Raw genomic sequence first — 6,346 nt, forward strand, 5'->3', positions numbered from 1 at the left:
GAGGAGAAGTGCCATGAGCAAATGTAAAACACATCAAAACCACGAACATAAACACCAAGATAACTGTGGTCATACAAGAATCAAACATGGCGATCATTACGACTATCTACATGATGGTCACCTTCATCATGAACATAATGGGCATTATGATGAACACACTCTAGATGTCACAACTAAAAATCCTGATGAATGTAAACCAATCAAAGATGAATGCTGTGATCACGTACATGGTCCGGATTGTGGTCATGAAGCAGTACCACATGGTGATCACATAGACTATATTGTTGATGGTAGATTACATCATCCTCATGGTAATCATTGTGATGATCACGGTTCAGTTGAGGTTATTAAAAATAATAAAAAATAGTTTAGAACCTTACTTTAAATTAAGCTCTCAATATTATCAATCTCAAAATCATTATACTTATCAAATATTTTAACTAGTTCTGTTGGGATTTTTGCAGGTCTGCCCTTCTGAGCATTTATCATTACCCACAGAGTATCTGCTTTACACAGTAGAGCTTTATCTGACTTTCTATAAATATGATATTTTCTAAATGTAGAAATTTTAGTAATACTCTCTACCCACGTAACTACAGCGATATCATCACCTAAAAATCCTTGCGATAGATACTCTATAGTATGCTTCTTAGCAAACCATGTAAGTCCTTGAGACTCCGTTAAGTCAAAAACCTTATTAGCCTTGACATGCTCAATAGCCACATCCTGCATCCATTGAAGATAGACAATATTATTAAGATGATTATTTGGATCGATATGTTCAGGTAATACCTTAGTTGACAAAACAAAGTATTTTAACTGCTGATTCATTTCTGACCTAAGAACTCAAGCAAATCACTATAACCACCAATCTGTTTATCATCAATAAATATTAAAGGTGTAGTTTCTAAGTTATACTTATGTTTAAAAGCATCTGTTTCAGCTCTAGTCTTTAAAATATGGTCTTCAAAACACCAACCCTTTTCTTCAAATAACGCTTTTGCTTTTAAACCATACGGACAAGTTTTCTCTGGTGTTACCATTCTGTATAAAACAATCTTATTAAACTGTTGAATTATTCTCTTATATTCCAAAATAATGTAGTATTAATATTGTAAGTATAGCACCAGCAATGAAATTTGAAAGGTAAGATTACTATGTGTACTAATGTTTTTATAAATAAAAATCAATACAAAATCGAAGCAAGATCTATGGATTTTCCAATAAATATTGCCTTTAAAAATGGTTGGGGTTATGTCGGTATTGAAAATGTAACAGACGTTGTAATAGATGCTGATAAAATTCCTGAAAGCAGAATCGCTAAGTGGACTTCAAAATATGGTTACTTTTGTAGATTAGGATTTGAGAGTTATGTAACAGATGGTTTAAACACTCAAGGCTTTTCATATAGTATCTTGTATTTAGATGGTACGGTATATCCAAGTTATGATAATAATGATAATAGGCCTGCACTAGCGGTGTATGAGTTAGGTAATTTTTTGTTAGCTATGGCAAAAGATGTAGCTGATGCTCTTAAATTAATATCTGAGTATCAGATAGTGAATAGTGCTGCAAAGTTAAAAGATGGCATATATATAAAAAATATTCCTCTTCACATGTGTCTAAGAGATGCTAATGGCAACAGTGCTGTGATAGAGTTTATTGATGGTAAAATGTACATTCATAAAAATGCTGGTAATGTCTTAACTAATGCACCTACTTACGAATGGCATCTAAGCAATATTGAAGAATATAAATCACTACTACAACCATTAGTAAATAATAGTAATCCTAAAAGTATCTTAGCTACAATTAATCCACCTTGGGTACCAATCAAAAATCCAAGTAAAGCCATAACAACTGCAATAGATACCAAACTTCTAGTATAAGCACTTGCAAATATAGGCGCTCCTGCTATTCCACCGATATTTGCTAGTGATGCAATAGAGCACATTACTAAGTTTAGCCTAAATATCTTGGCAATTATTATCATAAGTATAGCATGAATAACAAGAACCATAAGTCCACAAACTATGTATATCGATGCTTGAGAAAACCCTTTGAAACTTGAGCCTGATGCTATAAGTGCGACCAAAAAATATAAGAAGATACTTGCAATAATAATATCACTTCTAATTTTGGCTAATGGAGTCATAGCACCTACAAACCCAAATAGTGTTACTAGAAGTATTGTCCAAGTCTTAGCAGATATTAAATCTGTAGCTGGTAAATAACTTGATAAAATCTTTGCTATATCAGTAGCAGTAAATGCCATTGCAATTAATACAAATATTCCAACAAAGTTAATATCGCCTTTGACATCATAAGGATTGTTAATATCAACTTTACTTATATGCTCCTCAATACAACCTGCTTTAGTCCATTTATCAAATATATTTGCTCGAGAAATAAGCGCAAACAGAAAAGCAAACCAAATAGAATAACTAATAGAATCTGTCAATAGTATATAGCTCATCTAATTATCAGGAGTACCAAGAGCTTGTTTAACAGCGACCATATTACCAGTCCCTCCCATCCAACTTGCTGATGAAGCTGAGAATCCTTTCCAATCATCTGGCGATATATACTTACCAACAGTTAAATACATTATGACAAAAGCTATTATAATACTTACTGTAGCTCCAAAAAATGCTATGAGTAGCTTTCTACCTAGTTTTATAACTACTCTAATATCACAACGAATAAGCATCAAAAATAACATAACAGGCAATATTAAATCTTGAAGCTGAGACCTTGTTTGAATAATTTCTGAAGATTTTAAATCCCAAAATCCCATAGCTGAAAGCAGTACTATGACAAAATAAATAATTACAATTGCTGGAAAATATTCAAATAATTTCGATTTTGACTTACTTGATAGTAAGACTATAAGACTGCATATTAGCAATAAAGATGATATATAAGATAATGAAGTTGAAATCATATTTTAGAATTTAAAACACAGATAAACAAATTATACAGTTTTTTGAACTTAATCTTTAAGAAAATTTTCGATATCAGCGATTAGATCTTCAGGAATTGTTTTAGGTGCATATCTAATGACAGTTTCACCATCTTTTGATACTAAAAATTTTGTAAAATTCCATTTTATAGCTTCGGTACCAAGTACACCTTTTGCTCTTTCTTTAAGATATTCATATAGTGGTTCTGCATCTTTACCATTTACTTTTGTTTTTTTCATTATTGGAAATGTAACATCATAGTTAGTTTGACAAAAGTTTTTAATTTCTTCATCACTACCAGGTTCTTGTCCACCAAATGAATTACATGGAAAAGCTACTATCTCTAGATTAGGATGTAATTTATGTAAATGTTGAAGTCCTCTATATTGCTTAGTGAATCCGCACTTACTCGCAACATTTACTATCAAGAGAACCTTATTCTTGGGTAAATAATATTCTGAGCTATCATTCTTAGTTAATTTAAAGTCATAAATTGACATTGTATTACCTCTTATAAACTTTATTTAAAATATTATTTTGTTGGTTTTTGAGCCTAAGAATTCAAAACATCAAATACTTGATCGATCAGCTTAGGACTTACATTATACTGTATTGCAAAATTAGTACGCATAGCAGCCAAATCTTTATCTTCAAATGGATCATTACTAGGTAATTTCTGATTTTTCTGAAGATCTAACATTTGATTTCTTAATTCTTGACGCTTTGCTATGAACTTTATGATTTGCTCATCTGCGTCCATAATTTCAGATTCATATTTCCCTGAAGTAGGTTTAGCAACAAAACTGCTTGGACTCATAGCAAATGATAAACTATACAATGCTATGCCTGTAATAGCTAATAGATATCTTTTCATAAAAAATAAAATATATGGTTTGATTTTAATAATATAATGTTTTATGAAAACTTTTAAAAGTCAATAGTATATAAAATTTCATTTAATAAGTTACTATTAAAAAATAAAAACTTATTTTATATCATAGTTATATTTTGAGTTATTTCTACTGATGTCAGATAATCTGAGCAAAAATAATTTCTAACTAGATATTTTGAAGGGCTTTTTCGACCTTAACTCTATAGTTTTCATCAGCTTGAGCAAACTGGTCAAGCATTATTTCTTGAATCTCTTGACTAGCATGTACCAACCCTTCTGCAATATTATTAGCTAACTGTTGCTGCTGAGATTCGCTCATTAATCTAAAAAGATCTCCAGCTTGTGAGTAGTTATCTTCACCTTGTGCATCACAATAAGCAATATAACCCTCTATTTCTAAAGGTGGCTCTATATATTGCTTAGCATCTGAAGGAGAATCAGAATGCGCATTTGGATAAAAATTAGGCATTTCATTCTGTGATACATTAAGAGCTATACCAGCCATTGCTCCATCACGCTGATAATTATGCATGGGACATTTTGAAGCATTTATCGGTATATGACTTGCATTTACACCTACTCGATATCTATGAGCATCTTGATAAGCTAGTAGTCTAGCTTGTAACATCTTATCTGGAGATGCACCAACACCAGGCACTAGATTATTAGGAGCAAAAGTAGCTTGCTCTACTTCAGCGAAATAATTATTAACATTACGGTTTAACTCTAAAACACCTATCTTTTGAAGTGGGAAATCTTTATGAGACCAAACCTTAGTTAAATCAAAAGGGTTTATACTATATTGCTTTGCTTGGTCTTCAGTCATAATTTGCAATTTAACATCCCACTTTGGATAATTACAACTCTCTATAGCATCAAACAAATCTTTTTGAGCTCCATAGCTTGGCTGCCTAGATGCTTCTTCATTTGTGAGATTTTTAATTCCTTGTTGTGTTTTAAAATGCCACTTAACCCAAAAAAGTTCACCATTTTCATTATAAAAGCTTAATGTATGTGAGCTAAATAAATGCATATGCCTATAGTTCTTTGGGATACCTCTATCAGACATCAATATTGTCATTTGATGCAAAGACTGAGGGTTTCTTGACCAAAATTCAAACTGGGCCGCACTATCTGGTAGATTAGTTCGAGGATTCTTTTTTTGTGAGTGTACAAAGTCAGGGAATTTATTGGGATCCCTTATAAAAATACTGGTGTGTTATTTCCTACAATATCAAAATTGCCTTGTTTGGTATAAAATTTGATAGCTGCACCACGTACATCCCTAACATAATCACTAGAATCTTGACCTCCTCCAACAGTAGAAAATCGCACAAAAACCTCAGTCTGCTTGTTTTGATCTCTTAAAAAATCAGCTACTGTCAAATCTGATAAGTCTTTTTCAAGGGTAAAAGTACCATATGCGCCAGTACCTCTTGCATGTACTACACGCTCAGGAATTCTCTCGCGATTAAAATGTGCTAACTTCTCAAATAATCAAAAGTTATCAAATGTTAACGAACCATTTTTACCTGCACTAATACTTGTATTATCATTAGGAATTGGGGCGCCATTTGCTATAGTTAATATCTTATTCATGTTTTCTCCTTATTGAAATAAATATCAATCATTATTAAGCGCAACAATACTTATTGAATGCAATCTTAAAATAGATACTTAATAAAATAGTATATATATGAATAGAGCTGGTCAATATTATTGGGAAATTAAATGTAGAATAGTTTTTTTGATAATTATAAATTAATAACAGGCTTTTATAATACTACCATTAGCAATCCCTGCTACTGACTTAAGATATGCATTAGCTACTTTTTCTGCTTCTATAGGTTCATAGCCTACAAAGAATGGTCCATACTTTGCTAACGCCTCTTTGACTACAGTTGGACTAACAGTATTTATACGGAAATCTTTATATTCAAGAGCCGCTGCTTTTACAAATCCTTCTACTGCAGCATTAACAGTGGCTGCTGCAACACCTAAAGCAATTGGCTCAACATTCAATATTCCAGTAGTCAATGTAAATGAACCGCCCTTATTGATATACTTTGCACCAATTTGCACTAGGTTGATTTGTCCAAGTAGCTTATTTTTAAAACTGAAGTTCCAGTCTTCTTGAGTTAAGTCATCAACAGTTTTAAAAGCCACTTTACCAGTAGTAGATACTAAAGCATCAAAAAAACCTACTTTTTCAAAGAAATTTTTGATAGATTCTATATCTTCTATATCAATACGGTGTGAACCATTACTTCCACTAAATGTTGCAGGAATAACTTTATAACCAGTGCTAATGAACTTATCATAAGTCGCTGATCCTATTACTCCGCTTGCACCTATTAGAACGCTAGATTGTATTCTGAAAGTTTTAAATAGTTGAAAGAGAGTTCCAAATATAGTTTATTAGGTTTTGACGAAACTAAAATAAACGATAAGGAACTAAAAAATGCCAAAGCACTTAACTCTTTCAAATAGA

The 6,346-nt window shown here is 31.9% G+C and carries 8 protein-coding genes and 2 pseudogenes; 2 read left to right on the top strand and 8 right to left on the bottom strand.

The features are described from left to right. Nucleotides 1–13 precede the first annotated feature (13 nt). Nucleotides 14–367, top strand: a complete 354-nt coding sequence (locus F8C69_RS01850; RefSeq protein ID WP_159183968.1) for a hypothetical protein — start codon at nt 14–16, stop codon at nt 365–367. 14 nt (nt 368–381) lie between these two features. Here F8C69_RS01850 and F8C69_RS01855 read toward each other — a convergent pair whose 3' ends face one another. Beyond that, nucleotides 382–831, bottom strand: coding sequence for an acyl-CoA thioesterase (locus tag F8C69_RS01855; protein WP_159183969.1), 450 nt, complete (start codon nt 829–831; stop codon nt 382–384). Beyond that, nucleotides 828–1,079, bottom strand: coding sequence for a glutaredoxin domain-containing protein (locus F8C69_RS01860; RefSeq protein WP_159183972.1), 252 nt, complete (start codon nt 1,077–1,079; stop codon nt 828–830). The genes F8C69_RS01855 and F8C69_RS01860 overlap by 4 nt, the downstream gene beginning before the upstream one ends. 132 nt (nt 1,080–1,211) lie before the next feature. Here F8C69_RS01860 and F8C69_RS01865 point away from each other — a divergent pair, with 132 nt between their 5' ends. Further along, nucleotides 1,212–1,889 (top strand): linear amide C-N hydrolase, encoded by a 678-nt coding sequence (locus F8C69_RS01865; RefSeq protein WP_234384094.1) that lies wholly within the window; start codon nt 1,212–1,214, stop codon nt 1,887–1,889. On the opposite strand, the pseudogene F8C69_RS01870 reads toward F8C69_RS01865, so the two are convergent. The 6 genes and pseudogenes from F8C69_RS01870 to F8C69_RS01890 form a co-directional block, all read right to left on the bottom strand. Then, nucleotides 1,853–2,944: pseudogene (locus F8C69_RS01870) on the bottom strand (DUF819 family protein); the annotation flags it as partial. The gene F8C69_RS01865 and the pseudogene F8C69_RS01870 overlap by 37 nt on opposite strands. Nucleotides 2,945–2,992: 48 nt before the next feature. Then, complete coding sequence (locus F8C69_RS01875) at nt 2,993–3,463, bottom strand: glutathione peroxidase (protein WP_159183970.1); 471 nt, start codon at nt 3,461–3,463, stop codon at nt 2,993–2,995. A 53-nt stretch (nt 3,464–3,516) separates the two neighbouring features. After that, nucleotides 3,517–3,837 (bottom strand): chorismate mutase, encoded by a 321-nt coding sequence (locus F8C69_RS01880; protein ID WP_159183971.1) that lies wholly within the window; start codon nt 3,835–3,837, stop codon nt 3,517–3,519. A gap of 184 nt (nt 3,838–4,021) precedes the next feature. After that, nucleotides 4,022–4,360 carry a catalase-related domain-containing protein gene (locus F8C69_RS11165; RefSeq protein WP_307838236.1) on the bottom strand — a complete coding sequence of 113 codons (339 nt, stop codon included), beginning with the start codon at nt 4,358–4,360 and terminating at the stop codon, nt 4,022–4,024. Next, nucleotides 4,358–5,316, bottom strand: a pseudogene (locus F8C69_RS01885) (catalase); the annotation flags it as partial. The gene F8C69_RS11165 and the pseudogene F8C69_RS01885, both read right to left, overlap by 3 nt. Before the next feature lie 300 nt (nt 5,317–5,616). Continuing rightward, the gene (locus F8C69_RS01890; RefSeq protein ID WP_159183973.1) at nt 5,617–6,228 is read right to left on the bottom strand and encodes a short chain dehydrogenase; all 612 of its coding nucleotides are present in this window, start codon (nt 6,226–6,228) and stop codon (nt 5,617–5,619) included. Between the last annotated feature and the right edge of the window lie 118 nt (nt 6,229–6,346).

It is taken from the genome of Francisella noatunensis subsp. noatunensis, from assembly GCF_009823375.1.
Taxonomy (GTDB): domain Bacteria; phylum Pseudomonadota; class Gammaproteobacteria; order Francisellales; family Francisellaceae; genus Francisella; species Francisella noatunensis.

Excerpts from the sequence above, each read along its gene's own strand:
- F8C69_RS01850 (WP_159183968.1), top strand. The coding sequence starts at position 14 with ATGAGCAAATGTAAAACACATCAAAACCACGAACATAAACACCAAGAT.
- F8C69_RS01855 (WP_159183969.1), bottom strand. The coding sequence starts at position 831 with ATGAATCAGCAGTTAAAATACTTTGTTTTGTCAACTAAGGTATTACCT.
- F8C69_RS01865 (WP_234384094.1), top strand. The coding sequence starts at position 1,212 with ATGGATTTTCCAATAAATATTGCCTTTAAAAATGGTTGGGGTTATGTC.
- F8C69_RS01875 (WP_159183970.1), bottom strand. The coding sequence starts at position 3,463 with ATGTCAATTTATGACTTTAAATTAACTAAGAATGATAGCTCAGAATAT.
- F8C69_RS01880 (WP_159183971.1), bottom strand. The coding sequence starts at position 3,837 with ATGAAAAGATATCTATTAGCTATTACAGGCATAGCATTGTATAGTTTA.
- F8C69_RS11165 (WP_307838236.1), bottom strand. The coding sequence starts at position 4,360 with ATGGCTGGTATAGCTCTTAATGTATCACAGAATGAAATGCCTAATTTT.